General features: G+C 67.9%; 2 protein-coding genes. Both read left to right on the top strand.

Annotated elements, in window-relative coordinates; all coding sequences use genetic code 11:
* Positions 1 to 1,750, top strand: a 1,750-nt coding sequence (locus JHC79_RS23340; protein WP_296395424.1) for an LCP family protein, incomplete at its 5' end; no start/stop codon positions are given.
* A gap of 101 nt (positions 1,751 to 1,851) precedes the next feature.
* Positions 1,852 to 2,529, top strand: coding sequence for a phosphate signaling complex protein PhoU (gene phoU, locus JHC79_RS23335; RefSeq protein WP_296395421.1), 678 nt, complete (start codon positions 1,852 to 1,854; stop codon positions 2,527 to 2,529).
* Positions 2,530 to 2,532: the final 3 nt, after the last annotated feature.

The raw sequence follows: 2,532 nt of genomic DNA, 5'->3' as shown, positions 1-2,532 counted from the left end.
CACCCCGCCCACGCCACGGCCGTCCACACCCCGTACCGCACCGCCCACCGACATCGACGACGACGCGACACAGACGATCGCCCCGGTCCCGGCCGACCCGGAGCCGTCCGACACCACGCGCGCGAGCGGTCATCGGCGTCGCCGCAACGCCGGCCCGTCCGTGCTGCCCCCCAGCGACGCCCGACTCGCCGAGGCAGGCAGGCGACAACGCCGCAAGCACACCGCGACCACGGTCGGCCGCGTGTTCATCGCGGTGGCCTGCGTGATGGCGCTGATCGGGACGGGATCGGCGTGGGGGTACCTGCGTCTGACCAATGGCGATTTCCGGCAGGTCGATGCGACGAGACCGGACGATGTGAACATCCGGCAGAAGGACAAACAGTACGGCGACCAGACCTACCTGATCGTCGGCACCGACACCCGCGTCGGTAAGAACGGCAAGGTCGGAGCCGGTACCACCGCCGACGCCGAAGGCGCGCGGTCGGACACCGTGATCCTGGTCAACGTTCCCGCCAACCGCAGCCGGGTCGTCGCGGTGTCGTTCCCTCGTGACCTGCAGATCGATCGGCCGGAATGCAAGGGCTGGGACAACAACACCGGCACGTACACCAGCGATGTGGTGCCCGCCGAGACCGGCGCGAAGCTGAACACCGCCTACGGTGACGGTGGTCCGGCGTGCGCGGTCGAGGTGATCCAGCAGCTGTCCGGGCTCAACATCAACCACTTCATCGCCATGGACTTCTACGGCTTCGAGCAGGTGGTCAACAAGCTCGGTGGCGTGCAGGTCTGCTCCCCCACTCCTCTCTACGACTACGAACTCGGACAGATCCTGTCCAAGGCGGGCTCGCAGAAGGTGACCGGCAAGCGGGCGTTGAACTATGTGCGGGCCCGCACCGTCGACACCGAGGGCAACGGCGACTACGGCCGCATCAAACGCCAGCAGCTGTTCCTGTCGTCACTGCTGCGCGGGATGCTGTCGAGTCAGGTGCTGACCAACCCACTCAAGCTCAACGGCATCATCAAGACGTTCATCGGCAACAGCTTCGTCGACCAGGTGACGACCGAGGATCTCGTCAACCTCGGGCAGTCGCTGCAGGGACTGCAGGCCGGGCGTGTCACCTTCCTGACCACGCCGACGTCGGGCACCACCACCGACGGCTCGAACAACGAGATCCCTCGCACCGACGACATCAACGCGATCTTCGACGCGATCATCAACGACGAGCAGCTGCCGGGCGAGCAGAAGGCGGCCGCACCGTCGTCGTCACGTCCGTCCAGCTCGAGCAGCAGCTCCAGCGCCACCACATCCACCACCCCCGCGGCACCGACCCAGATCACCGCGAACGCCACGACCCCGGGCAACATCGGTGTGCGGGTGCTCAACGGCACCGGTACCGCCGGTCTGGCGTCCACGGTGTCCGACCGCATGTCGCAGCTGGGTTTTGATGTCCGCGGTGTCGCCGACGCCTCGGAGAACCAGACCGCCACGGTCGTGCGGTACGGACCGGGTCAGCAGGCCGCCGCCGCGACTGTCGCGTCGATGATCACCGGGGCGGTCATCCAGCCCGACCGCACGGTCAAGTCCGGCGTCGAGGTGCTTCTCGGCAGCGATTACCCGGGCGAGCTGAAGCCGGTTCCCGACGCCGGGACGCGGCTGACGGTGACCGAGAACCCGCAGTCGTCGGAGGCCGTCGACCTGCCCAGCGATCTCAGCGTGACCAACGGCGCGGACACCTCCTGTAGCGGATGAACGTGGCGCGGACGGGTCGGATCAGAGGTATCCGCACCCCGTTCACCACGCGTTCACCGGGATAGAACCGTTCGCTTCGCCGTCACCAGTACCCTTGGCACATGCGTACCGCGTACCACGAGCAGATGGCTGACCTGAACCGCATCCTGGGACACATGTCCCAGCTTGCCGGTGTCGCCATGGAGCGCTCGACACAGGCTCTTCTCCAGGCCGACCTCGCCGTAGCCGAGGGCGTCATCTCCGACCACGAGCAGATCGTCCGTCTCTCGGCCCAGGCCGAGGAACAGGCGTTCGCCCTGCTCGCACTGCAGGCACCGGTCGCCGGCGACCTCCGTGCGATCGTCAGTGGCTTCCAGATCGTCGCCGACGTCGACCGGATGGGCGCGCTCGCGCTGCACGTCTCGAAGGTCGCCCGCCGCCGGCATCCGGCGAAGGCGCTGCCCGAGGAGGTCAACGGCTACTTCGCCGAGATGGGCCGCCTCGCCGTCGCCCTTGCGATGAACGCCCGCGAGGTGCTCAACAGCCAGGACCCGTCCGACGCACTGCGCCTGCAGGCCGACGACGACGCGATGGACGACCTGCACCGTCACCTGTTCACCGTCCTGATGGACCGCGAGTGGCGCCACGGTGTCGCCGCGGCCGTCGACGTCACCCTGCTGGGTCGCTACTACGAGCGCTTCGCCGACCACGCCGTCCTCATCGGTCGGCGTGTGGTGTTCCAGTCCACCGGCAAGACCCCCGAGCAGTTCCTGGAGGGGCAGCAGCGGGCCCAGGCCTGATCT

The organism is Williamsia sp. (assembly GCF_016462415.1).
Taxonomy (GTDB): domain Bacteria; phylum Actinomycetota; class Actinomycetes; order Mycobacteriales; family Mycobacteriaceae; genus Williamsia_A.
The sequence above is the reverse complement of the archived record's forward strand: the minus strand, read 5'-3'. Positions and strand labels throughout refer to the sequence as shown.